At 49.0% G+C, this 26,010-nt stretch carries 15 protein-coding genes; 3 read left to right on the plus strand and 12 right to left on the minus strand.

The genetic code is table 11. The features are described from left to right. Nucleotides 1-78 precede the first annotated feature (78 nt). From AB4111_RS25915 to AB4111_RS25955, 9 genes are all read right to left on the minus strand, one after another. Complete coding sequence (locus AB4111_RS25915) at nt 79-3,567, minus strand: glycoside hydrolase family 2 TIM barrel-domain containing protein (RefSeq protein WP_442033785.1); 3,489 nt, start codon at nt 3,565-3,567, stop codon at nt 79-81. A 317-nt stretch (nt 3,568-3,884) separates the two neighbouring features. Continuing rightward, a complete protein-coding gene (locus AB4111_RS25920; protein WP_442033786.1) occupies nt 3,885-5,732 on the minus strand; it encodes an IucA/IucC family protein in 1,848 nt (615 codons plus the stop codon). Continuing rightward, complete coding sequence (locus AB4111_RS25925) at nt 5,692-7,113, minus strand: type III PLP-dependent enzyme (RefSeq protein ID WP_442033787.1); 1,422 nt, start codon at nt 7,111-7,113, stop codon at nt 5,692-5,694. Before AB4111_RS25925 ends, AB4111_RS25920 begins: the two co-directional genes overlap by 41 nt. Next, nucleotides 7,110-7,886: an HpcH/HpaI aldolase family protein gene (locus AB4111_RS25930; RefSeq protein ID WP_442033788.1), complete on the minus strand. Its 777-nt coding sequence runs from the start codon at nt 7,884-7,886 to the stop codon at nt 7,110-7,112. Before AB4111_RS25930 ends, AB4111_RS25925 begins: the two co-directional genes overlap by 4 nt. Beyond that, a complete protein-coding gene (locus tag AB4111_RS25935; RefSeq protein WP_442033789.1) occupies nt 7,883-9,718 on the minus strand; it encodes an IucA/IucC family protein in 1,836 nt (611 codons plus the stop codon). The genes AB4111_RS25930 and AB4111_RS25935 overlap by 4 nt, the downstream gene beginning before the upstream one ends. Continuing rightward, on the minus strand, nt 9,693-11,480 hold the full coding sequence (locus AB4111_RS25940; protein WP_442033952.1) for an IucA/IucC family protein: 1,788 nt from the start codon (nt 11,478-11,480) through the stop codon (nt 9,693-9,695). The genes AB4111_RS25935 and AB4111_RS25940 overlap by 26 nt, the downstream gene beginning before the upstream one ends. After that, on the minus strand, nt 11,458-12,891 hold the full coding sequence (locus AB4111_RS25945) for an MFS transporter (RefSeq protein ID WP_442033790.1): 1,434 nt from the start codon (nt 12,889-12,891) through the stop codon (nt 11,458-11,460). The genes AB4111_RS25940 and AB4111_RS25945 overlap by 23 nt, the downstream gene beginning before the upstream one ends. Continuing rightward, nucleotides 12,885-14,240, minus strand: coding sequence for a diaminobutyrate--2-oxoglutarate transaminase (locus AB4111_RS25950; protein ID WP_442033791.1), 1,356 nt, complete (start codon nt 14,238-14,240; stop codon nt 12,885-12,887). The genes AB4111_RS25945 and AB4111_RS25950 overlap by 7 nt, the downstream gene beginning before the upstream one ends. Nucleotides 14,241-14,411: 171 nt before the next feature. Further along, nucleotides 14,412-15,434 (minus strand): hypothetical protein, encoded by a 1,023-nt coding sequence (locus tag AB4111_RS25955; protein ID WP_442033792.1) that lies wholly within the window; start codon nt 15,432-15,434, stop codon nt 14,412-14,414. A gap of 1,045 nt (nt 15,435-16,479) precedes the next feature. Between AB4111_RS25955 and AB4111_RS25960 the strand changes: the two genes are divergently transcribed. Continuing rightward, nucleotides 16,480-17,061: a hypothetical protein gene (locus tag AB4111_RS25960; RefSeq protein WP_442033793.1), complete on the plus strand. Its 582-nt coding sequence runs from the start codon at nt 16,480-16,482 to the stop codon at nt 17,059-17,061. 223 nt (nt 17,062-17,284) lie between these two features. Continuing rightward, the gene (locus tag AB4111_RS25965; RefSeq protein ID WP_442033794.1) at nt 17,285-19,057 is read left to right on the plus strand and encodes an alpha-glycosidase; all 1,773 of its coding nucleotides are present in this window, start codon (nt 17,285-17,287) and stop codon (nt 19,055-19,057) included. A 176-nt stretch (nt 19,058-19,233) separates the two neighbouring features. On the opposite strand, the gene AB4111_RS25970 is transcribed toward AB4111_RS25965, so the two are convergent. Genes AB4111_RS25970 through AB4111_RS25980 form a run of 3 tightly spaced genes read right to left on the minus strand, consistent with a single transcriptional unit; the run spans nt 19,234 to nt 23,383 of the window. Beyond that, nucleotides 19,234-20,595 (minus strand): ANL family adenylate-forming protein, encoded by a 1,362-nt coding sequence (locus tag AB4111_RS25970; protein ID WP_442033795.1) that lies wholly within the window; start codon nt 20,593-20,595, stop codon nt 19,234-19,236. Further along, nucleotides 20,589-22,007, minus strand: a complete 1,419-nt coding sequence (locus tag AB4111_RS25975; protein ID WP_442033796.1) for a hypothetical protein — start codon at nt 22,005-22,007, stop codon at nt 20,589-20,591. Before AB4111_RS25975 ends, AB4111_RS25970 begins: the two co-directional genes overlap by 7 nt. After that, nucleotides 22,004-23,383, minus strand: coding sequence for an alpha/beta hydrolase (locus AB4111_RS25980; protein WP_442033797.1), 1,380 nt, complete (start codon nt 23,381-23,383; stop codon nt 22,004-22,006). The genes AB4111_RS25975 and AB4111_RS25980 overlap by 4 nt, the downstream gene beginning before the upstream one ends. Before the next feature lie 446 nt (nt 23,384-23,829). Between AB4111_RS25980 and AB4111_RS25985 the strand changes: the two genes are divergently transcribed. Further along, a complete protein-coding gene (locus tag AB4111_RS25985) occupies nt 23,830-25,986 on the plus strand; it encodes an alpha-amylase family glycosyl hydrolase (RefSeq protein WP_442033798.1) in 2,157 nt (718 codons plus the stop codon). The last annotated feature ends 24 nt before the right edge of the window (nt 25,987-26,010 follow it).

Below are 26,010 nucleotides of genomic sequence, written 5' to 3' on the forward strand. Positions count from 1 at the left end.
CCCCTTCACGCAAGCGATTCAGATCCACGTTTCCATGAACTGATGCCTGCTTGAAGGGGTTTTATATTTACATCATACTTACTTCTCGAAACGGAACCAGTCGAAGTCAAACTGACTTCCCGGCAAGAAGATAAAGATTACCTTTTGCACACCTGTCACCCGCTCAAGCTCAAACACCCGCTCTTCATATCCTTCGGATTGTGTGAACTCAACCAGTTGATTACTCTGTCCGTCCGCACCCGCGAAGCGGATATGAATCGTATTGATATCAATCGGTGAATGGCCATGAATGACGAGCTTCGACGTGCCTTCTGCTGTAAAGTCCATGTTTTCAAACTCCAACGACACGTTGTTCCCGATGCCTTCAACACGGTCACCCTCAATTTTGAACGTATCTCCATAAAGATGGTCACAGGATGCAGCCGCATTTTGTTCAAAGGCCCGACTCTGGCGCTCAAACGAGAACCCTTTAATATGAATCTTCTGCTTCAATACAAAGCAGATCGACGTAATCCCACTCAAGCGTTTGGACAGCTTATACGTCTCTTCCTGATACACATTCCATTTGGATTCCTTGTCATATACCACATCCGCGATCATCGTGCTGCCTTCTTCATCCGGCATGCCTTCCCAGATCTGAATGAAGTACTCTTCACTCGACAATGCAAAGATCGGAATGGTGATCGTATCGGAACCATACGGACCAAAGTCGATATTGTGGAAGCCTACATGTGTCTCCCCGTCCCGACTTGTTGCTACACCGCGTTCATTCCCGTTACCAACCTCACCTTTGGTGTAATCATATAATCCGCCTGTGATGAAGCCGTATGGATCTTTGTATGCTGTTCCGAGACCGTCCGCCTTGAATTCCAGCTGTGAGATGAGTTTCGTTTTATCCGTACCATTCGTACTGGTAGCGCGAAGTCGGAACGCCCCGTCACCAATCGCTGATACTTTCACCGTATGTTGATTCTCTCCATTGCCATTCGTTCCCGCAGGAATGACTTCCACCTTGGCAATGTTGGATTCGATGCCCCCATCATTCACAGCAGCCCACTCGATGTCCCGATAGGACGTGTTCTCCGGATACAGCTTGGCCGTTACGACCAGCTCCGGGTTGGACGGATCGAGAAGCTGTCCTGATTCGCTGATGATCTCGATTTTCCGCAAAGGAATCTCCAGAGCATTGCCCGTCAGCACCGGACGTTCTTCATTGACCATGAAGACGGAATGTACTTCTTTTACATCACTATCGACATCCGTCGCATCCACAACTTGGACTTCATACTCAGCTGCGGCACCTTCCAATCCTTCTGAAGATACTTCAATACGTACCGTCCCAGCCTCATCCGTTGCTCCGATAATGGCCATCAGTTTACCGCTAAACAACCTTCTGCTGAGTCCTTTATATGGATCATAGTCCGTGCTGTCCCCGTTATCCAGACCCAGTAATCTCCCGGCACCAGTCACCTGAACCTGCACGCGGTTGTTGGCATTGTGCACTGGATTACCCGCTTCGTCTTCCACCGTAATTTCCACGAAAATGAGATCTGTACCGCTCGCCTGTAACTGCTCCCGATCCGCCTGCAGACGAATCTTCTTCGCATCCGTAAAGGATCGTTGTACATCCGTTGCAATCACAACACCGTTCTCATCATAAGCGATCGCCTTCAGCTCACCCTCTTCATAAGGGACTTTCCACCAGCCAGATAGCTGTGTTCCATTGGCATGATCGATGTCGTAGGTGCCAATGGTTTTACCGTTGAGTTGCAGTTCAATCTTCGGCGCGTTGCTGCACACGCGTACATCAATGATCTGACCCGGGTTGAAATCCCAATAAGGGAACAGGTGAACCATCGGATTTTTCTTATAGTCAGTCCATGCCGCCTGGTAGATATAATAAGCGTCTTTCGGGAACGTTGCCGTGTCCAGCTGTCCAAAATACGAATTCTTCGTATGATACGGCGTCGGTTCGCCAATATAGTCGAATCCGGTCCACAGGAACTGTCCCAATGAATACGGACGATCCCGCTCAGCCAAAATGCAATACTCAGCCGACTTCGCGCCCCAGCTTGTCGTGCTGTTCCCAAGCGCCGAGCACTGCTCGTCATCATCAGCCAGGATCGGCTGTTCAAACGGGAAGTGATAGATGCCACGACTTTGCACCACTGATGAGGTCTCACTGCCATAGATGATCCAGTCCGGATGTTCTGCATGATGCTGATCATAGTATTTTTCCGCGTAGTTGTAGCCAGCCAGCTTCACGATATCCGCACATTTCTGTGCATTTTCCCATGGCATATAGTTGGAACCGATGGTCACGCCCGCATTGCCTTTTGGATCAAATTCCAGCACATAATCCATCAGCATCCGAGTCACTTCCTGGCCGCGTTCATCCGCATGGGTATCATAGATTTCATTCCCAATACTCCACATGATCAGACTGACATGGTTACGGTCGCGCTTCACCCAGCTCTTCACGTCCGTATGTGCCCACTCCGGGAAAAACCGCGCATAGTCATACGGTGTTTTCGCTCGTTCCCACATGTCGAACGCTTCAGATACTACGAGCATACCCATCTCGTCCGCAAGTTCCATGAACTCTTTGGCTGGCATATTATGAGCAGTTCGAATGGCATTGACACCCATTTCTTTGAGCAAAACGAATCTCCTACGCAGTGCCGTCAGGTTAAATGCCGCGCCCAACGCCCCGAGATCATGGTGTTCACAGACACCATTCATCTTCGTGTGGATCCCGTTCAGATAGAAACCTTCACTCGGATCCAGCTTAACGTCCTTGAATCCAATACGTTGGGATACTGCCTCAATGATCTTCTCGCTCTGATCTTCCGAGATCAGTTTCAGTTCGGTGACCAGCTCATACAGATGCGGTGCATCTGGGCTCCACAGGTTTGGATTCTCCACAATGATCTGTTGGCTATCTGCCGATACCCCCGCATTCTCACCCACCGAAACCGTAACATGCGCTTGGCTGGAAGCCACCACCTGACCTTCATACCGGATCGTATGCACCAACTCTGCCTGCTGATTCTGTTCCAGGCTCAGCTCCGTATCCACTTCCACCTGCCAGCCATCTGGCTGTTGCTTGATAGATACATACGTTCCATCCGTAACAATATGGTTGCGGTCTCTTGTCTTCAGCCACACGTTGCGATAGATTCCGGCCCCGGAATACCATCTGCTGTTCGGGCTCTGATGCACCACTTTGACCACAATCTCATTCTCGCCCTCCACCAGTGCATTTGTGATCTCATGTTCAAAAGCAGAATATCCATACTTCCACTCCCCAACCAGCTGCCCGTTCACATACACCGAAGAATCCATGTATACGCCATCAAAACAAAGCAATAGCTGCTGCTCATCCTTCGTGTAATGGAACGTCTTGCGGTACCATCCAATGCTATCCTCGTACAGTTCGAGCGTATTATATATCAGCCAATCATGGGGAAGCTCCACAGGTTCATACACCAGACCCGCAGGTTCCGTAACATCCAGCTTACTTTTCCCAAATTGCCATCCATCATTAAAAAGCCTCTTCTGATTCATGGTCGATTCTCACTTTCTTGAAGTAAATTATGATTGCGGTTACAACAGTTGATATCGATTTTTACGAAAACCTTTTCGGTAATGCACAACTATGACTATAACACATAACCCGATTATACCATCAGTCTCTTTCCTGTAACTCCATTTCACAAGATTTTTTAGCCAGATTGTTGAACGTTTTTCCCCTCCGAGCATTTCAATTCTCAAAGACAACAAGCCAAAAAGGCAACCCGTCAACCGGGTCACCTTCTCTGTTCCATATCTATCCCTTATCCCGCCACGCTTCTCTCTACACTCCTATACTAACTACTCAGCCTCTATCCCTTGTAAAAAGGGTTCCACCCTATGCCTTTGCCCGATGGCATCGCGCCAGGCACTCCGTCTGCTTCAAGCAGCGGACGGACAACCAACTTCACGGGCCACTCCTTGCTCACGAATATCGTATGAGCAAGCGCGGCCCGGTCACCCTCGGGAAGCTGCACCTGCGTCAGCGCTTCCTTCCAAGCCTGCTCTGTGATCTCCCACAACTTCGTTTCCGGGATGTGATACACCTCGCTCAGTGCCTCCATGATCGCAGCCAGATTCACCTGCGTCCCCAAAGACTGCACATAAAAGATCAGCTTCTGGATCGTCTCGTTATACAGGCTGTTCGAGTATCCCGGGCGAATATGATAGGCAGGGTCTGAGATGCCATGCTGATCCAGATAAGGCTGATGTAGACGCACGGAATCATGATCGCGGAACAAGAGCCCCTTTACCTGATTATCCTGTAACACCAGACAGCAGTTCTGACCATGAATCTCAGGTACAACACCCACCTTGAACAGACGCATCACGATATCATAGAACGTCGTAGCTATACTCTTATAGAATTCCACCACGTCCGTACTGCTAAGGTCATCTCCCAGAATCTCCGTTAATAGATGATATCCATCCAGATTCACACCCAGCGCAGCCATAGGGATGACTTTGTAGGATTCATCCAACAATTCAGGAGGATACACACGAATCTGTGCAGCCAGATGCCGGGGATGATCGTCGAACAATCCCATGGATTCGGGCATGAACCCCCACCAGTTCTGCTCTTCACACATATATACCTTGTCCTTCAACGTCTCGTCACAAGCAACGGCCTGTCTTAACATCTGTTCTCCAGCAAGACCATTTAACAGTTTGACTACTGGCAGATAACGAGCAGCCCCCAGCGACAGCACACTAACGGGTAGTTTGAGCATCAGATTAGATTCGGTTGATGGGGCCATCGAGCGCAGAGAGGATGTGGCCTGTACGTCGCCCGCTTCAATATCCAATACAACAATGCTGCCCTCTTCAATCTCTCTAGTGAAGCGAGGCAGGATCACATGCTGTAATTGCCACGGATGAACAGACATGGGCAGATATTCGTAGAGCGTGATCCCTTTTCGGGCAAACTCGGCTTCCACCATCCCGCGCTGAACAGGGTCTAACACATCCAAAATGGACAACCCATCTTCGCAACCTTGCTGCACGGCATCCAGCCGTATAGCCACCCAGCGCAACGGAATCGCCTTCCCGAATTCCGCTGCATACTGTGTTACATCTTCTGCGTTGAATCCCACCTTGGCTTTGGACGATGGGTGGAATGGACGATCCCGCAATGCAGCAACACGCTCACCTTTGATAAACCACTCATAAGCAGACACCGGAACGTTGGCGGACAGATACTGGACTTGTTCCCAGCCCAGAGCATACTGCTCGACAGCAATATCCAGACTAGTCAGGAATTCTGCCACTCCGGGTTGGCAATAGTCTTCATCTGACAAAGCCCTCTGTAACACCGCACGGCCAACCTCTGCCGGAGAATCAAGAAGAACCCAGCTTCCATCTGGTTTTTCCTCATAGATTGCTGATCCCTGAACCCACTGAATCGCTTGTCTCACTCCTGTTTCAATCAGGCACAGTACACCTTGCGTGTGCAATCTAATGTCAGAAGCACCATTCCGTATCTGCTCTTCGCCGTCATATTCCTTATACAATCGTCTGAATGATGCAGGTGCTGCGGCAAAATCAATGAATGGGTGATCCTCCAGTGGGAGTAATTGCTCGGCCAAAAATGAATTCATCAGATCCGCCATAATCCGGCGTTCAGCGGCTTGCAGACTGGAACGCTTCATCAGTGTTGACATGATTATTGTCCTCCGTTAGATAATGGAATACCGGGTGCGGATGCCCCAGAAAATCATGATGCGAGATCGTCCAGCAATAAGCTCCAGACTTTTCAAATAAAACAATGTCTCCCACACGCAGCAGTGCTACCTCCGCATCAGAATGCATCCGATCCTTGGGTGTACACAGCTCACCTACGATATGGACTCGACCATCCCTTACCTCTGGTCGGGCAAATGAATGCTTCCAACGGTCCGTCGTCATAATCTGGAACGGATGGTTATGCCCCCATGAAGCAGGCAGACGATGATGATGCGTACCTCCCCTTAACACAGCAAAATACTGACCATGAGAAGTTTTGATATCCGTAACCTCTGCGGCATAATACCCGTGGTCTGCCACCAATAGTCGGCCCGATTCGAAATACAGTTGCCCTCCACGTGAAGCAAGGCGTTCTCTGGCTTCACTTTGCTCCAGCAGGGAAGTGAATAACGGCCAGTCGAATCCGGGGCTGCCATCGTAAGTCACACCAAACCCGCCTCCTGCATTCACCACTTCCACAAGAAGATCATACTCGTGCTGCCACTGCTCCACCTTTTGCAGATACAATTCAATCATCTCAGCGTGCAGCCTGGCGTCCATATTGTTGGACAAAGAGTGAAAATGGAACCCGCTCAACCGAACAATACCCGCGCCTTCCACACGAATAAGTTCGATGGCTTCTTCCACTGCCTCTTCATCGATGCCAAAAGGACTTGGCCCGCCGCCCATGACAATCTTCGTCCGGGGTAACGTACTGCTTCGCAGATTAATTCGGAGCAGAATGCGTACTTCCTGCGTTTGTTTCTGTTGGGGCGCATGTTCTTGCTTCTGTTCTTGATCTTGTTTTTGCTGTTTTTGCTGTCCTTGAATCGGTTCCTCGCCGTACTCCTGCGTATATCTCTGCTCCGGCTTCTGCTCCCATTCTTGCTGCTGCCTGTTCTTCTGTACCTGCGCATGCTGCTTCTCTCTGTCTTTCGCAATCGCAATGATGCGTCGCAGCTCCAGCAGACTCTCCACATGGATGTAACTCACGCCTTGCTCGATCGCCAGCCGCAGTTCACTCTCCTTTTTACCCGGACCGCCAAACAGAATCGGAACCTCTCGGCTTACCGCTCTAACCTTGAGCAGTTCTCCAATGGAAGCCACTTCAAAGCCCTTTACCAATGGAAGCAACGCCTCAATGATCCGTGGATCTGGATTCGCCTTGATAGCGTAAAACAACTGTGTGTTTTCGGGCATGCTGCCCAGCATCTGACGTACCTGTTCCTGAATGCCAGCCAGATCATAGATATACGCACATACCGGGTCTTCCATCCCTCGTTGAAGTTCATCGATCGCCTGCCATACACTTGGTTTCATATCTGCCCACCCGCATTCCTGTAGTCATTCCGTTTTTGGATATATGCCCGAAATGCCGTATTCCGATCATCACCCAGCACGTATATATGTACTCCCCGCTCAGCCCAGAGCGCCATGTCTTCCACGCCTCTCGTGACCGTAGCATAAGGTACTTCGCACTCCTGCGCGGTAGCATGCAATTCATCCAGCGCACGTCTCACATCCAGGTGCTCGGTCTGCCATGGCACGCCAAGGGATTGCGACAGATCCGCCGCACCTTCTAATACAAAACTCACCCGAGGGTGAGACAGAATCTGTGCACTTTGCCGAACGCCCTCTACACTTTCAACCATGGGGACAATCATCACTTGTTCGTTCGCATCCCCAATGTATCCCGTGAGCGGATATTTCCCAAATACACCAGGACGACCACTATTCAGACTCCGCATGCCAACCGGATGATAGTAAGCGTGACGAACCGCTTCTTCCACCTGCTCCAGCTGCTCGACATGCGGAATAACGATGCCCTGTGCGCCACAGTCCAGCACTTTAAGAATCTCCGCTCGCTCTACCTTCGAGATACGTACCAGCGGAGTTAGGTCTACCAGTTCCGCCGCCCGGATCAATTCCTCTACCGATTCCATCGATGTTGCGGCATGTTCCAGATCAATAATGACAAAGTCATATTCCGCATGTCCGATCATCTCAATGATGGCTGGGTGCGGTATGGATACAAAAAGGCCATACACCGGCTGTTTGCGTGCAATTTTTTCCTTCAACGTGTTGGTTCTCATTCGATGATTCCCTTTAATTCGAGCGTTCCCTGTGATTCCAGTGCATCCTTCGATACCTTGAGCGGATTGCTCGCCTTACGGAAATACAACTCCCCATCCCCATACAGACGGCGCTTGGTCATCTCTTCGATCAATGCATCCTCGGCAAAAAGGTCAAATGCAACGAACCGATCCTCGTACTCCGGGTGCTCTCGCTGATATTCCACAATTACACCTGCGCACAGCTGCCAGAATGACTGCTCTGACAATCCAAACTTCTCAAAGGCCAACGCAATATCCGTCATGCAGATAAAGAAGAATGCGTCATACGTATAGTCACGGACTTCCGACACATCTTCCGCATAGATGAAAGAATACCGATTGAACTTGCGATGAGTTTCCGGCTCGGGGTTCAGCTTCGGTGCCTGTTGCGGGTGTAACAGTTGATCCGGTACGTAGCGGACACCATCATGCAGATCCTTGATAATAATCCGTTTCGGGAGATCGTCTTCCAGTACCAAAATGATATTCTGAGCATGAGACTCCAGCGCAATCCCGTGCGCATAGAGCAGATGGATAATCGGCAGTGTAACCGTGCGAACGAGGGCCACGCTCCACTTCTCCACACCATGTCGTTCTACAGCATCCTGGATAAATGGAACACCATCCGGCTGTACCAACATCAGCGCATTCAGCGGCCACGCCGTCTCACCCTGCTTCAGGTGAACCGATACATTCTCCCGCCAGATGGCTCCGAGTGTACCGTAGGCCCGCTCATACTGCGTTGCAGGCAACTGCTCATAACGGAACGACAGTCCCATGATTTCTTTTAAAAGGCCAAACTGCGCCCGCTGCAACAGCTCATCTTCACGAACGAGATTATCCAGCCAATCGCTGATCAACGGTGCGTTCTGGGTTGTATGCTGTGCCAGAATACGTGTGCTCGACGTGTTGGTAATGCTGAGAGCCAGCTTAATGTAAGGGGCTCCCGGGTTTACTCGGTTCGACAGCGAACGGATCGACTGTTGCGCACGATAGGGCGAAGACGATGGACCAAGATATACAACATCTCCATCCATCAGTTGACGGGCATATACTGACTCCAACTGGTGCTCCCATTGCCATGGATGAACCGGAATGAACACATATTGATCATCCGCGTCAGAACCTGTCTTCCCGTCACCCTCCAGAACCTCTTGAAATCGCTCTACGTCCTCCGCAGTCAGATGCTGCCTTACCAATTCTTCAGAACTATAGCCCGAGGATACAGCGATCTGAGCTAGATCTTTTTTCACAGCCACCCAGACTAATGCAACTTCAGAGTTAAATTCAGGGCCATAGGCCAGATTGTCTTTCAGAGAAAATCCCAGTCTCGACTTGTAACTCGGGTGATACAGATGACCGTCGGTCATGTGACTTTCAAGCGCATCATAATGCCGATCTTCACGCGGAATGTTCAAGGGCAATATCGCCCGGCACTGGCTGTCTTTTGCCATCGTTTCGAGCAGTTCCTGAATAAAAGCCGTCACATTGGCATCCTTCAATGAGTTCAGCATGATTTCCTCCAAAAACAGATCCAGATCGGTGCAAGGTACGCCTTCCCTTTGAATCGAACCCTTCTTCACCTTCACCCGGCCAAATGAAAACTTCCGCTCGGCTTCACACGTGTACGCCACAGAATCGCCGTAAGATGTAAGGCCGCTGGTTCGCCATTCGCTTCCACTCACATCACTGTCCAGTATGCCTTCGAACCACATCGCCTCCAACGTCTGCCGCATGATCCGTTCCTGTACATCCACGTAGACTGCTTCTGTCCTACCGCTTGCTTCAGCCCTGTATCCCACGACTCCCACGCACTTCACTCCCTATTCGTTTCATTACATTTCTCACCGGCACGTAGGCTGGAGTCTGACTGATACCCCTTAGACAACTCACCAGATTTTGTTTGGCCAGAAATGCATCCGTTGTCAGCAGATGTTGCACATATGCATTGCCCGTTCGTTCCAGTTCCTCCACAAGTACCTCACGTACTTGCTTCCAGAAATGCTCCTCCGGGACGTTCACATCTCGCGCCATGGCATGAATCAGAGACCCCAGATGATTGACGATAAAATAGTACGATGTCCGCGCCCAGGCGTTCTCTCGCGAATAAAATAATAAATCGGACGCAGCACAATCCTGCTCACGAATAAGTTCCTCATCCACACTGACCCCTTCCAGATCGCGGACGATAAAGTCCACAGGCAACCCATCCTCCAATGTCACAAGGGTATTCTGCAAATGGGCTTCAAAATGAATGCCTTTCTCTCCCGCTGCCCGTACAATCGGCAGCAGCGAACATGCCAGATAACGATCCATCCAGCGCTCAGCTATGTCACGTCCACCACCCAGCATCGTCATCAGTCGCGACCGCATCCCGGGAATCGGTGCTTCAACCAGACTGGATAAGACATACGTATTCGCAGGATCGAACTCAATGGGTCGATAAGCTATCGTAAACAGACTCGTTAACTCTTCATCTTCAAAAGCACAAGTCGCTACACCTGTCTCATACGCAATATGGGTATTCGGTTCAGCACCGAAGCAGTCATGCTGCCTGACGTATCTGGAGGCATCCAGTGTTCTACGCATCTGCTCAGCACTATTGGTGCGAATCATGTTGGTAATCTGCATGTTCAGTGACAGCTTGATATTACAGTTCCATGCCGGAACATAGACCGTACGGACCGAAGACGTTGGATAGACGGTTGGCCCCGCACTGCCAAGCAGAATTAATTTTTCATCTTGAAAATAGTGCTGTATCTCGGTCAACCGTGATATGTATGCGTATTGCCATGGATGGACGGGCAGCAGCCCATACATTTCACTCTTTTCTTTTAAAATCGGCTGCACATGGCTCCGCAAGAGTTCATGCAAATCCATCATTGCCTCGTCATCCACCCATTCTTGCATATAGACATCCTGCCTCACCGCGATATAACAGAGTTGAAACGATGTGCGCAGCTCCGGACTGTACTTCTGAACATCCTGCTCGCTGAAGCCTTTGGAATTCTTCGGAAAAGGGTGAAACGGATGACCATACAACAGTGACTGTTCCGATGTCCGATAGTCGTGGATGTCGAGACCGGCTGCTTGTTCGATAAACAACGCAAGGTTCCCTACACTGTTATCTACCTTTTGTGCAAAATCTCTGGCATACGCCACCTCGACACGATTCGTACTCTCACCCAATGGCTGTGCAATATCCACCTCAACTGAGCTCTTCATTTGCACCGCACTCTTCAACATTCCATGTTGACCCGAATTCTCTCCCTGTTCCCCATCTCCAATTAGCTCAGATGTGATCCAGCGAACCAGATTGCGATAATGCACCGTTTCCCCGCCAGATTCCATGCTGAGGTATTCATGCTCCCCCATCGCAGAGTAAAAGGATAGTTGTCCTGTCACCGTCACCCCATTGGATCGAAAAACAACCGCGTACGTCAGCGTATTCGGATTGATTCGAATATCGTTTGCCTTCTCTAACGCAAGCTCACGGATGTAACAGTTCAGCAGAAGCTTGCACGAATGTTCATGGGCCTGCTGCTCTGCCTCAGACCGGAGCTTGTTTTCCATCTCGAACAATGATGCCAACCTTCTTTCGGGTTATAAGTAAGACTAGGGGAAGTGTAAGCAGTATGGCGCAGCCAAGGCCGATACAGATCTCTTTGAGCGCTCCCCATTTTGCCATCTCCATAGACGTTCCTGCCCCGGCAAGCCATTGCCAGCGCATATCGTAATACAGGGTCATACCCATCACCGCAAACGAAGAAGCCAGTCGCTCAATCGTGGTCGATAACACCGACCCTTCGTGCATGTCTTCGTCCGGTAATGCTTGCAGACCAATCGCAGAGATACTCATGCCTGACAGGCCAACGCCAATTCCACGGCACGCCATGAGCATACCGATGATCCAGATCGATGCTCCCATGGGCAGAACGGCAAACGACAAGATCGATATCGACACCAGCAACGTGCCCCATGCGATAAAATGCATGGACCGACCGCGATCCAGCAGACTGCCTCCGATCCACATGAACAGACTTGTGCAGATCGACAAGGGTATGAACAACGCACCGGACAAAGCCGGCGACAGGTGGAAGACATCCTGGAACAATAATGGCAATGCAAAGATCACGCCAAACATGACACAATCCTGAATAGTCGAGATCAGCACGGTCAGTGGAAAGACGGCATTACGCCGCAGCAACTGGTAACGTATCAGTGGTTCCTTGCGACCGTTCTCTGTCTGGACAAAACGAATAAGTAACACCACACCGAGCGCAATCAGCAGCCAAGGTACCCATACCGCTATGACAGGACTCGCATACAACTGTACGCCCAGACTCAGGGCACCGACCGCGCAGATCAACAGCATGACACTGGTTGGATGCCATCGTTTCCTACGGGCAGGAATATAAGTCTGAATGACTCGACCGCACCCGATAAACGAGAATATAGCCAGCGGTACATTGAGCCAGAACAGCATTTCAAGCCGTCCATACTGAATGATGAAGCCGCCCAGTGTTGGCCCAGCCGCAGGAGCCAGCATAAGCAGCAAGCCCCATGCTCCTGTAATTCGTCCCCTTACCTCCGGTCCGTAGACATCAAACAACAACACAAGCGATAACGGAATCATCAGTCCCGCGGCAACCCCATGCATGAAACGGACAAGCAGCAATACCTCAATAGAGTGATACAATAGTGCACCTGCCACCGAGAACAATCCGTATAAACTGATGCCCAACATATATGTCTGCTTACGGCCCAATCGGTCTACGATTAAGGAAGCCAGCGGCATCGTTAACGTCATGGCTAGCATGTAGAGGGCGATGATCCATCCGCCTGCTGTCGTAGAGATCTGATAATATTGCACAAAATAAGGCAGCAGCAGGTTGAATGCACTGTTGGTTAGTACTAGCGAAAAAGCACCGAGCAGAATCGCGAGTAATACGGCATGCCTCTTCATCAGGGACAGCTTCAGCATGCAGCCGTTGCTAAGGCAATCGCTTCAGCTACCGATTTCTCAAAGATCGCCAGGATCGCGCCCGATTCTTGCTCCGTAATATTCAGTGGCGGCAGAAAACGAACAACCGCTGAATGACGCCCGCCCAGTTCCACAATTAATCCATTCTTGAAACATTCACGTTGAATAGACTCAGCAAGTGCACCATTAGGCAGATAATGTCCCAGACGATCCTTGCGTCCTGCCGGATTAACCACCTCAACGCCGATCATCAACCCTCTGCCACGCACATCACCAATCTCAGCATGTCGCTCTTTCAATGCATTCAGTTGATTCATGAACTGCTCACTGCGCAGATGTACGTTGTGTAGAACATTCTGTTCCCGGATATAACGAAGTGTGGCAAGTCCCGCAGCCATGGCCAGCTGATTGCCACGGAACGTTCCTGTGTGTGCACCAGGCTGCCATTGGTCCAGCTCTTCCTTATAGATGACGACAGACATGGGCAGACTTCCGCCAACCGCTTTGGAGCAGATGATTACATCGGGTATAATTCCGGCATGTTCAAATGAAAACATACGGCCTGTGCGTCCGATGCCTGTCTGCACTTCGTCGATAATGAGTGGAATGCTTCGCTCTGCTGTGATTCGGCGCAGCTCCTTCAGCCATTCAATGTCTGCCGGAATCGCCCCGCCTTCGCCCTGCACCGTCTCCACAATGACTCCGCACGGTGCAGCAATACCGCTCTCGCAATCATCGAGCAAGTTCTCGATATACTGTGCACTTAACCGGGCCGTCATGCCCTCACCAACACCAAATGGGCAGCGGTATTCATAAGGAAACGGCAGGAAATGAACATCCGGCAGCAGGCTTTGCAGATGTTCTTTCTTGCTCAGGTTGCCACTCATCGACATGGTTGCTTGGGTCGAACCGTGATAACCCCCCTGAAAGGCAAGAATGGATTTGCCACCTGTTGCATGTTTGACCAGCTTAATGGCTGCTTCTACGGCATCCGCTCCGGTTGGACCACAGAACTGGATTTTGGCCTTGTTCTGCATCTCTGCTGGAAGAATGGAGAACAGTTCATGCATATATGAAAGCTTCAGCGGCGTTGCCAAATCCAGTGTATGTAGCGGAATTTGCTGATCCAGGACATCGCGAATGGCATTGACCACCGTGTCATGGTTATGCCCTAGCGCCAATGTTCCTGCACCAGCCAGGCAATCGTAGAATACGCGGCCTTCCGTATCCGTAATCTTCACCCCATGGGCCTTGCTAATGACAAGTGGGAAATGTCTGGGGTACGATCTTGCATTGGATTCCTTCTCATTTTGCATCTTCAGATACTCCGTCTGCACTTCTACTGACATAGCCCTTTAACGCTCCTTATCATCGATTCAGGCTTAACTGCTGCCTGTGATTCTTGTTCTGCACTATTCATATATGGCAAGGTGTCTTGGTTCAAAATCATGGTAAGTTCCGATTTATAAATGATGGTATCTGTCATCTAATATCCGTTATATATTGTCATCTATCCGTTGTTATAAGTTATACATATTATATTCAAATTGCTCGTGACACAGGTACTCCAGGTATAACCGAACCACATCACGAGTTGTCCCCCCATTGGGAAAGACGTGGTGTGTCAGATCGGGCAAGGCGTTCACTTCCAGAATGCCCCCCTCTTCTCTGGAGATCGGCGTGCGGATATCACGACAACGAACATCGACCCCTGCTACATCAATCTGAAGAGTTTTGGCCGCCTGAATGATCATTTGCGCATTCTCGGGATGAATGTTTTCGGTACAATCCTTGTAGAATTCACTGATTTTTCCGGCGGCTGAGTTACGGAGATCATATAGCTCGATTTCTTCACCAGCAGCAGGAACTTCATCCAGAGTTGTCCCTTGTGCATGTAATACCTTCAGCACTCGTTCCGTTTCTGCATCAACCTGGGGAAACGCTTCATACTCCCCAATGGGCGTCATCTCGACTCGATCCTGATTCAACTGCCTGATTAACGCCCGAACGGTTGAAGTCCCGTCTCCCTCGATATAGACAGGCCGATACTCATTCACAGCCGCCACTTCACCGTTGATAATCAGCACTCTGTAATCGATTCCGGTCACATATTGCTGTAACATAATGCTGCTGCCGTGGACACTCGCAAGATCAATGGCTGTCTCCAGTTCTTCTTCAGTACGCACATCCAGCGTCACGCCCATGCTGCTGCTCGCATCCAGCGGTTTCACTACAATGGAGCCGTATCTATTCAGAAAAGTTACTGCTTCGCTTCCCATCTCTGGAATCACAATAAATGACGGTACAGGCATGCCCTGTTCATGCAACAACATATTACATGCCTGCTTGTTCTTGGCGAGCAGTCCAGCGATTAACGGCAGACGATGAGATCTGGTTTTGTTAATGATGATCTCTTTGTCCCCTACAGACAGCTTCAGAAAATCTTCGCATCCCTCAAGAAGTGGCTCACAGGTGATGCCCATTTCTCTCGCTTTGCTTATAATGAGTCGGTTTTGCAGATTATGAATCCCTTTCGGAAACACTGAAAATCCTCCTCGATCGAATGAAAGTACTCGCTCATACGTTCATCAATATTTATTGTGATTGATATTGATAATGATTATCAATATCATACAAAATCTATTTTATGGCAATTTGTTCTTTGTTGTCAATAATAAACTTTTAAGGAAAAATAAGATTGATTTTGACGTGAGTTTATGTCGGCGTGGTTTTGTTACATCGAATAACAGGTACAACAAACGCGGCAATCTCTGAATCAGATGAAACCAAGAGTTTGCCTGTTCCTGTTATCTGCATTGAACGTAGAAGCGTTGACGAGGAGGATTAAAAATAGAGATATAGCTTGAATCATTCGTCGAATCATTATTGAAGTAATCATGGAGCACGTAGAGAAATACTTAATGGTTTAAATTGAGACAGGTCAGAAAGTAATTCTTGGGATCTTCGTCAGTCGATATTCCGCAGCCAAAATCTGCATCTTCAGATCCTCAGGCCAGCTGAGTGTAACGCTGTTCTCCGTTCAGCTTCCTTCCCCTTCCATGCGGGATAATGGTTGGTGTGCCGGACAGTGACCGACTGCAATCTCACACTCCATCTGGAAAACCTTCTGGACCATGTCCTGTGTAACGAGATCTTCCGGTTTACCTTTCTACGTAGATGGACTTGTTGTGAACAGCCACAATGTGATGTAACCCGTCTCCCTTTTTCCCATAAATGATATTGAATCTCATTATCAACTGAATTGTAATGGAGATGAAATCATTATACAAGCATTTATTTGGAAAAAATTTTCATTCTACTTCAAACCATATCACTTCTGAAATCAATGATATAATCCAATTCCACATAAACCGTATATGTAATTTTTTCTTTCTTACTTAACATACCAATTTCTCTTCTTACTTTTAGCTTCATCTAATGCAAGCCCTTTTTGCTGGTGAAACATTATTCATTCATATGCATTCAACCAAGGGTTTTACTGTAAAACAATTCCTGTAATTTCTTGTCGCACTATGTTAGATTATCCATTGGAATAAAATCACATCTATAGATAGGGGATATTAACACGTGAAGAAATCATGGGTACTATCAATCATTATGAGTTTTGTCTTGCTTGGCGGGGTATTCGCACCTGCGGGGTCCTACGCCTCAGCTGCGGATGACTCAACCACTACATATTCGGAAGACGAATACTATGAAGAAGTTGACACGTCCGAACAAGAACCGATCCCTACAGTCGAAGAAGAAGATTTCCTCAACTACCTGGATCAGTTGGATACCGCGTCGGTATATGAGGAGAAAGCCTTTAATGCTTTGGGAGGTGGATTTTACATTACATCATCCAATCGCAAGTCCGTTTACCTGAAACTGACCAACACAGCAGTTCCTAACTACACCAAATATGTATCCAAGCTGAAACTGATTAAACCGCAAAATGCGGAATTGCAAAAAATCCATGCCAACCTGATCAAAGGTAGCTATACACAGCTGGAAGGATTCCAGCTCGCTAAAAAAGCGGTCTCCAAAACAACGGTAAACAGTGCTCTCCTGAAACAATCCAATGCCAAAATTGCTGCTGGCAAGAAAAATATCGAGAAGTTTCACAAAGAATTCTCTGCATACGCCAATAAACTTGGATTTGATTTATAAAAAACAGTAATTGCAGATATGCATCCTACATTTCGAATAAAACAATTTGAAATTTAAGGAAGAAAAGTGTTTTCTTTTGCTGAGTTAATTCGTATAATAACACTATAATCAAAAGGCTATGCTGCCGAAAGGTACAACCTCGTGAACAATTGAGGTTGTGCCTTTTTTTGCGTTTATGGCCGCATTGATCTGAAATCTCATCATCTGACGAGGAGTGATTCACATGATTCTTGAAGCCATTTACCATCGCCCCAAACTCAATTGGTCCTATGCTTATGACCGCTCGACCATGCATTTGCGACTTCGTTCCAAACGTGGTGATCTGGATGCAGTGATTGCCATTACCGGGGACAAATATGCCTGGGATCGAACGATCACACACATCCCCATGCGTATCTTTGCCCGGGATGAAATGTTCGATTATTGGGAAGCCGAGACTTCACCTCCCTATCGCAGATTACGGTATGGCTTCCAATTGATTCAGGGAGAGGAATCGGTCTGGATGACAGAGCGCGGATTCGAGCAGGCGCTGCCTGATCATCCACTGGAGTTTTTTGATTTTCCATTTATGAATCCGGTCGACATTTTTGAACCGCCTGCGTGGGTGAAGGACGCCGTGTTTTATCAGATTTTCCCGGAACGTTATGCGAATGGTGATCCCTCCATCAGTCCCAGCAATGCAGAACCCTGGGGAGGGGAACCCACACCGGTGAACTTCTTTGGCGGCGATCTGCAAGGTGTGCTTGATCATCTGGACCATATAAGCCAGCTGGGCGTCAATGCCATCTATTTCTGTCCGCTGTTCGAGGCCACTACGAATCACAAATACAATACAGGCGATTATATGAAGGTTGATCCTCATTTTGGAACCAATGAACAGTTCAAGACCTTTGTGGAGGCTTGTCATCAGCGCGGCATACGTGTCGTTCTCGATGCGGTATTCAATCATTCCGGCAGAGAGTTCCCTCCTTTTGTCGATGTCATGAAGAATGGAGCCGCTTCCCCCTACGCAGACTGGTTCTATATCAAAGACTGGCCGCCGCGTGTGGAGGATGGCATCCCAACTTATGATACCTTTGCCTTTGAACCGCTTATGCCAAAGCTGAACACGGAGCACCCTGACGTGAAGGCATACCTGCTGGAGGTAGGACGCTTCTGGATCGAGGAGATGGACATTGACGGATGGAGGCTCGATGTAGCCAACGAAGTGGATCATCAGTTCTGGCGTGAATTCCGTCAGACGGTAAAAGCCATCAAGCCTGATGCTTATCTGCTCGGTGAAATCTGGCATGATTCGCTCATGTGGCTTCAGGGAGACCAATTCGATGCTGTGATGAATTATCCGTTTACCAATTCGGTATTGGACTACACCGTGAACGGAAAGCTCGACGGACTCGGATTTGCCAATGAGATCGGCAAACTGCTTGCAGCCTATTCACAAACGGTTACTGAAGCTGCCTTCAATCTGCTCGGAAGTCATGATACACCCAGACTGCTGACCTTGTGTGATGGAGACGAGCGCAAGATGAAACTTGCCGTTACGTTGCTGCTTACGTATCCAGGTGTGCCATGTATTTATTATGGAGACGAAGTGGGGCTTGACGGGGGATATGATCCGGGTTGCCGCAAGTGTATGGAATGGGATGAGACCAAGCAGAACCGTGAACTTCTGGAATTCTTCACCCATACGATTGCCCTTCGCAAACAGCACCCGGCGCTGCGCAGCACGGAACTGAAGATTGTATATGCAAAAGCCGGAGACCCTTGTCTCGCCATCGAACGATCGGATTCGCATACGGGTGAGCGCATGCTTCTTGTGCTGAATGCGGGAGATGAGCCATGTACTCTTGAACTCCCTTTGGCAGAGCGTAACGTTTGGCGGAATCTGTACACATCAAACACCGTGGAAGCTAGGCAAAATAAACTGACCCTCGATCTGGAAGCATACGGCTTCTCCCTACTGCAAATGGAGGTCAAACAACCAGCTGAGGCCTGATATAAATACAGCTAACAAGGAAAAAAACATCAAGAGGCTGTCTCCTAGGTCATATTGTCGACCAGAGACAGCCTCTCCTACATTTTATACGTCGTATTCTAACGATCCCACCACAAGTTATTCGCTTTGTTATAAGCGGACTCAATGGCTAACGAATCAGAGAAGCATTATTTCGTTTAGGATATCGACATCATCGGTTTACGGATTTTTTTCATTCTCGAACTTACGAGTTCTCCCTGTGTAATTACTATTTTCTGCGGAATCTTGTATGAAGGCAGCTTGTCCCGACAATATTCCCAGATGGACCGCCGCAGATCGGTTAGAGTACATTCTGTAGCCAGCCGGATAGTCACCTTCACTCTCTGACCCGTGATACCACTCGGTTCTCCCGAAACTACCGCCGCTTCAATGCATTCCATCTCTTCCAGAACACCCTCGACCTCGGCAGGATATACCTTCCGTCCCCCTATGTTAATAATCTCCGAACGGCGGCCCAAAATTCGAATGTACCCCTGCTCCAATACGGCTTCATCTCCGGTACGCAGCCATCCATCCTCCGTAAAGGGTGATGGTGCATTCAGATATCCGATCATCGCTGTTGCTGTACGAATCTGCAATTCTCCTTCCACCACCCGGTACTTGACCTCTTCATCTTGAATGGAGAACAGCAGAGAACCTGGTTCTTTGGAGCGGGTTGGCAGAATACCAAGTTCAGACATGCCATAGGCCTGTATCGTTCTGATCTGTGGAAATCTCCGGTTCCAGGCTGCCAGTACGGACTCAGGCATCACTTCCGATCCGTATGATACAACCTCGAGACTGGACAAGTCATACCCTTCATCATTTCTGCCCAACAGCAACAGATTCATGAATGTTGGGGAGACGGGCAGCGCCTGCACACGAAACTTCTCAATCGTCCGGCACACTTCTTCGGGAGATCGATCCGCAATGATACACAGACATCCCCCACTGGACAGGGATTGCAGCATTGTGTTCACACCGCCGATATGATCAAACATCATGAATGGAATCGTTCGCAAGGGCCGAACCTGCCGCCGAAAACGATGTAACAGCCGATCTGCACGATGCACAGTCGCTTTACTCACTCCGGTTGATCCGGATGAAAAGAGTACCAGTCCTCCTCCACCCTCCTGTGCCAGCGTAGATAACAACACAGGAACCTCTCCAGAATTTTCACACGTTTGCCGAATGCACAGCTTGCCTTCTTCAACGCCCAACCGCCATTTCACCTGTGCCAGTTCGATGTATTCCTGTCGTTTGGCTTCAACCAGGTACCGATCCATGGGGAGCACGATACACCCTTGTCCGAGCAAAGCAACCAATGCCGCCGCTGCATATGGGGAATAGTCATCCTCCAGTGTTACAAGTTGCCCAGTCAGCCCTTCTGCTATAATCCACTCACCCATAATGCCAACCTGTTCCAGCAGCCACTGATAGCTGTACTCCTGATCCTTCCAGATCAGTGCAGGATGCTGTCCCTGTTCCTCGAATCGTTCAAGCAAGAATTGGTTCAACATTTTGCTTCCTCCTCACCAGCAGGCGAATATTGTTGTGCGAGATAATCAACAAGTGAGCCTACCGTCTGATAGGGACTTTCCGGCATGGAAGCAGCAGCTAACTCCGCCAGAGCAGCTCCCATTCCCGTACCCCATCGATCTTCGATTCCCTGCTCCACCACAGCAAGCAATGACACGAGTTCCAGCGAATCCAGTTGCCCATTTCGTCCGTATAGTGGGGCGTTACCACCCTCACCAAGCGGAATCGATGTATTATGGTATGCATTTAACTCCCGGCAACTATCCAGCACTATACGAAGCAAAGCCTCCCTGTGTTCTTGTTCAATCATTGGCACGGTCTGACGTTGAAAGCAATCTGCCTGAGGCATGGACTTTCGAAGCGACTCATACCAGTGCCATTCATCCGTGACCAACATTTTAATGACACCTGTCAGCTGTACTTTCCAGTGCTCGCGGTTCTTCATCCGGCTGACCTGCAGCATTTTGTATGCCTTCTCCCATCCTACGACGATGTCGCTGAATTCTCTCGCATATTGATCCAGTGGAGAACCTAGCCATAAGGCAGACTCCTGAAGAAGATCTCGAAGAAAATATCGACTCCATCGCATATCAAACAGCAGACCCGATATTAACATTTCATTGGCCTGATTCCCTTCATTCGCCCCATGCAGTGCATCTAAGAGTCGCAGAGACACCGCATGTCCAAAATAATAATTCCGCTCTCCTTGTGTAATCGTCCGGCCTGTCAGAAATTCTTCAATCTGCGTTGTTAACGCCTGGGTCAACATGTCTCGGTACCCGGCAGAGTCAAGCTGCACAGTTGCCCGAATGTCCATGGTGCCAAAGGTTCGGAGTTCTTCTTTGCGCTTCGCCTGAGCAAGCTCGGGTATGCACTGGTTCCCTTTCCAGAAATCATGAAAGGCCCTTTGAGCAACCTTCCCCTTGTACTTGGAGGGCACGGGATCATAGACGTGCGCATGCTCATCTTCCAGACCATACACGGCGATCCAATGGTCTACCAGATGCAGTCGGGAGCCTTGCTTCACGTGTTTGCGAATGTACTCGGGATTCTGATAATCCTCACAGTAAGGCAGATGATAACTGGTTCCTGTAGCCAAAAAAAGTCCACCTTCGCCGATATGCTGCCTGATCTGCGCCTTGCCTTCCTCGAAGGTTTCCAGCTCCCGCTGACCATACATCTCCCAGATCGGCTCTACATAATCCAGTTTGTGAAAATAAGGCTTCACCAGTCCGTTATCCCCGCACGATGGAAGGCTGTACAACCGGCTTGCCGCCAGCAGTGCAAGACTTGTAATGGACCCTTGTCGATGGAGCACTTCATGAATCAGAGGGAAATTGCAGGGATAATAATAGGGAATGTCCAGCACTGGAGCGAATGAAGGAATGATCATTTTTGGCCTCCTGTTCCCGTTTTGGCGGACGTACTGCCCCAGGATTGGATTAGATAATGCACAGACATATCATCTGTCGCTCGAAATACCCGATTGGAAACAGGTTTGCCATCCACATCGGTCTCGAAACGACGGAAACCGCGAGTAAACCGGAAGGAAAATCCACTATCACGCGGAACTCGGTAACAACCTTCATATCGACCTATACCGGAACGGACAAGTTTCATGCCCATCCCACCATATATCGTTTCCTCCGGCCCTTCCTCTGAGGCTACCTCTGCATGAATGCAGACCTCCACATGAGTGGACAATTCAGGAACCACAGTATAGATGCGTGTAGCAGACAGTTCCCCCATAGTCAGCGTGATGGATACACTTCCAATACCGACAGGCACCAGTTCTCCACTCGAACGAACCTGGATTACATCCGGGTCACTTGAAGAATAATTCCCATGCAGCAGACTCTGAACCCATCCGCTCTCATAGTGCATTTGTGCATTGATACACACGGTCATTCCACCCTGTAGTCCGATGACATCCCTCCCAAGCAGTTTGAGCGAGGTGGGTTTACCAACGTGGCCGAACATGTATAGTAACGGGAGATGAACGCGTGCTCCCCAGTCACCTTCCTGATGACAGGCATCCGGCTGTTCCAAAAATGCCAATTCCTCATCCGATCTGACTCCGCGTTCAAGTAATTGATGAGCTACCCTTCTGACCTGGGAAGGCAGAAACAGACCTTCCGTGTCTCCAATATCCATCCACATCCGAACGTCGGGTACCTCATCTGGCAAGCGATACATGTTTTCTTCCAACAGCCCGCTTTCCGATGTTTCGTCCAGCTGCACATCCACATAGAATGGCGACATCATGATCAGTTTTCCGAAAACATCCGGATTTCGCATCCCCATGTGCAATGTACAAAGTGCAGCAGCAGATGAACCCAACAGCCCGGTATTCTCCTTGTCCGGCAACGTCCGGTAACGATGGTCTATGATCGGTTTGAGTTCATGAATGATAAAATACTCATAGTCGATGCCTGAGCATCCCACACTCACGGCCTCTCTCTCCGGAGCGATGAAGTGATAGAATTCGTTGTGCGTGACTGGACGGACATGCGTAATGCCGACAATAATCAGTGATTCAATCTGCCCGGAAGAAATAAGACCGTCTGCTGCCTGATCCATATTCCATGTTTCATTGCCTGGCCCGGATGGACCAAAAGCCCGCTGCCCTGCATGAACATACAGAACCGGATAATGCCGAGCTGTCTGCTCATGGTAACCGGGCGGGAGATACACATAAATGTTGCGGATATTGCCCAGCCGTGACGCCTGAATGCCTTCCAAACATTCGATGACAGAATGGGTACTCAACGATCATCAACCGCCTCTCTTCTCCCGATTCGACTGCATAATACAAATAACCCCGCCTCAGAAGAGACGGGGTTGTCCCGAAACACACGTGCGTGTCCCGGGATACATAGCCCTTATATTGTGAATCTGCGAATAGTTTAATGCGCGAACGTGCTTTTGTAAACATAAAAATAGAAAATAAATGCTCTCAAAAAAGTTATTGACATAAGATCCAATATTTCTTACGATAACGTTGTGATCATAACTCGAGGGCCATGCTTTTAAACCAGAGCGGTTTAGGACAACCCCGGTAACTCCCGAAGGAGATGCCGGGGTTGTTGGCGTGTCAAAAGGAGGGAAGTCTTCAATCCACTGCGTATCATTACGTTGTATTGAAAGCGCTATTATTCAAGAGCCAGGTTGGTTGTTTATTTAAACTACTACATTCACGAGAAGGGTGGATTACTATGTTTCAAATGGCCAAACGCGTACTCCTCAGCACAACACTGACACTCAGTTTACTTGCAGGGGGCGCACTTCCCTATCTACCTGCTTCCGCGATCTATGCGGATGCGGATACCGCAGTTACCAACAAGCAGAACTTTAGTACAGACGTCATCTATCAGATCTTTACGGACCGCTTCCTGGACGGCAATCCTTCCAACAATCCCACCGGAGCTGCCTACGATGCTACATGTAGCAACCTGAAGTTGTATTGCGGAGGTGACTGGCAGGGTCTGATCAACAAAATCAACGATAACTATTTCAGCGATCTGGGCGTTACAGCATTGTGGATCTCCCAGCCGGTTGAGAATATCTTCGCCACGATCAACTATGGCGGCGTAATCAACACAGCTTATCATGGCTACTGGGCACGTGATTTCAAGAAGACCAATCCGTATTTCGGAACGATGGCTGACTTTCAAAATCTGATTACAACCGCTCATGCCAAAGGCATCAAGATTGTCATTGACTTTGCACCGAACCATACGTCTCCTGCCATGGAAACCGATACGTCCTTTGCTGAGAATGGCAAGTTGTACGATAATGGTAATCTGGTTGGCGGATACACAAATGATACAAATGGATTTTTCCATCACAACGGCGGCTCCGATTTTTCCTCCCTGGAGAATGGTATCTACAAAAACCTCTATGACCTGGCTGACCTGAATCACAATAACAGTACCATTGACCAATATTTCAAAGATGCAATCAAGCTCTGGCTTGATATGGGCGTGGACGGCATTCGCGTGGATGCGGTGAAACATATGCCTCTCGGCTGGCAAAAGAGCTGGATGTCCTCCATCTATGCACACCAGCCAGTATTCACCTTCGGTGAATGGTTCCTGGGATCTGCTGCATCCGATGCGGATAACACGGAATTTGCCAACGAATCCGGGATGAGTCTGCTTGATTTCCGCTTTAACTCTGCCGTACGTAACGTCTTCCGGGATAACACATCCAACATGTATGCCCTCGATTCGATGATTACAGGTACAGCGGCAGATTACAATCAAGTGAATGATCAAGTTACGTTCATTGATAACCATGATATGGATCGCTTCAAAACAAGTGCCGTGAATAACCGTCGTCTGGAACAGGCGCTGGCCTTCACACTGACTTCACGCGGCGTACCTGCCATCTATTATGGTACCGAACAGTATCTGACAGGTAACGGGGACCCTGACAATCGGGCCAAAATGCCTTCTTTCTCCAAAACAACAACGGCCTTCAACGTAATTAGCAAGCTGGCCCCTCTTCGCAAATCCAATCCGGCGATTGCCTACGGCTCCACGCAGCAACGCTGGATCAATGATGATGTGTATATCTATGAACGCAAATTCGGTAAAAGTGTAGCTGTTGTTGCGGTGAACCGTAATCTCTCCACACCAGCGAGCATTGCGAATCTAAGCACTTCACTGCCAACAGGCAACTACACCGATGTACTGGGCGGCGCACTGAACGGTAATAACATCACTTCCACCAATGGTACCGTCTCTTCATTCACTCTGGCAGCCGGAGCAACCGCTGTCTGGCAGTATACAACAAGTGAAACAACACCAACGATTGGTCATGTAGGTCCGGTGATGGGTAAACCGGGTAATGTTGTTACTATTAGTGGACGTGGATTTGGCTCCACCAAAGGTACCGTATACTTCGGTACAACAGCCGTTACTGGTGCAGCCATTACATCCTGGGAAGATACACAGATCAAAGTGAAGATCCCAGCTGTTGCGGCAGGCAATTATGCTGTGAAAGTAGCTGCGAATGGTGTCAACAGCAATGCGTATAACAACTTCACCATCCTTACGGGTGATCAGGTCACTGTACGATTTGTCATTAACAACGCTTCCACCACTCTGGGTCAGAACATCTATCTTACAGGTAATGTGGCAGAACTCGGCAACTGGAGTACGGGCACCACCGCTATTGGACCTGCTTTCAATCAAGTTATCCATGCCTACCCAACTTGGTACTATGATGTGAGCGTGCCCGCTGGAAAACAACTGGAGTTCAAATTCTTCAAGAAAAATGGAGCAACCATTACGTGGGAAGGTGGTTCCAACCACACGTTCACCACACCAGCCAGCGGAACAGCGACTGTAAATGTAAACTGGCAATAGAATATTCTGTCCACAAGCTAACCC

The organism is Paenibacillus sp. 2KB_22, from assembly GCF_052115745.1.
Taxonomy (GTDB): domain Bacteria; phylum Bacillota; class Bacilli; order Paenibacillales; family Paenibacillaceae; genus Paenibacillus.

Excerpts from the sequence above, each read along its gene's own strand:
- AB4111_RS25925 (WP_442033787.1), bottom strand. The coding sequence starts at position 7,113 with ATGAAACCAAGTGTATGGCAGGCGATCGATGAACTTCAACGAGGGATG.
- AB4111_RS25920 (WP_442033786.1), bottom strand. The coding sequence starts at position 5,732 with ATGTCAACACTGATGAAGCGTTCCAGTCTGCAAGCCGCTGAACGCCGG.
- AB4111_RS25970 (WP_442033795.1), bottom strand. The coding sequence starts at position 20,595 with ATGTTGAACCAATTCTTGCTTGAACGATTCGAGGAACAGGGACAGCAT.
- AB4111_RS25930 (WP_442033788.1), bottom strand. The coding sequence starts at position 7,886 with ATGAGAACCAACACGTTGAAGGAAAAAATTGCACGCAAACAGCCGGTG.
- AB4111_RS25985 (WP_442033798.1), top strand. The coding sequence starts at position 23,830 with ATGTTTCAAATGGCCAAACGCGTACTCCTCAGCACAACACTGACACTC.
- AB4111_RS25950 (WP_442033791.1), bottom strand. The coding sequence starts at position 14,240 with ATGTCAGTAGAAGTGCAGACGGAGTATCTGAAGATGCAAAATGAGAAG.
- AB4111_RS25915 (WP_442033785.1), bottom strand. The coding sequence starts at position 3,567 with ATGAATCAGAAGAGGCTTTTTAATGATGGATGGCAATTTGGGAAAAGT.
- AB4111_RS25940 (WP_442033952.1), bottom strand. The coding sequence starts at position 11,480 with ATGGAAAACAAGCTCCGGTCTGAGGCAGAGCAGCAGGCCCATGAACAT.
- AB4111_RS25975 (WP_442033796.1), bottom strand. The coding sequence starts at position 22,007 with ATGATCATTCCTTCATTCGCTCCAGTGCTGGACATTCCCTATTATTAT.
- AB4111_RS25965 (WP_442033794.1), top strand. The coding sequence starts at position 17,285 with ATGATTCTTGAAGCCATTTACCATCGCCCCAAACTCAATTGGTCCTAT.
- AB4111_RS25945 (WP_442033790.1), bottom strand. The coding sequence starts at position 12,891 with ATGCTGAAGCTGTCCCTGATGAAGAGGCATGCCGTATTACTCGCGATT.